General features: G+C 28.8%; 1 protein-coding gene. It reads left to right on the forward strand.

Annotated features, from left to right (window positions below; translation table 11 throughout):
* Nucleotides 1-326 (forward strand): transposase (locus B2W91_RS20075; protein ID WP_291584178.1); only part of this gene is annotated, 326 nt, incomplete at both ends.

Raw genomic sequence — 326 nt, forward strand, 5'->3', positions numbered from 1 at the left:
GTATATTTCTAGACTCTTATTAAAATCTAGTATTTTGCCTTCTATGCCATACAAAAGACGTATGACTAAAGATGGATTTTTTAAGAAATATGAATATGTTTATGATGAATATAATGATTGCTATATATGCCCTAGTAATAAAATTCTTGAATATTCAACTACAAATAGAGAAGGATACAAAGTGTATAAATCGAATCCTACGGATTGTGGTAATTGTCCATTTAAATCTAGCTGTACTAACAGTAAAAATAATCAAAAAGTTGTAACAAGGCATGTTTGGGAAGAGTATTTAGAGGAAGCAGATCATCTTAGACATGATAACTATG

Origin of the sequence: Clostridium sp. UBA6640 (genome assembly GCF_002455975.1) — a bacterium.
Classification (GTDB): domain Bacteria; phylum Bacillota; class Clostridia; order Clostridiales; family Clostridiaceae; genus Clostridium_J.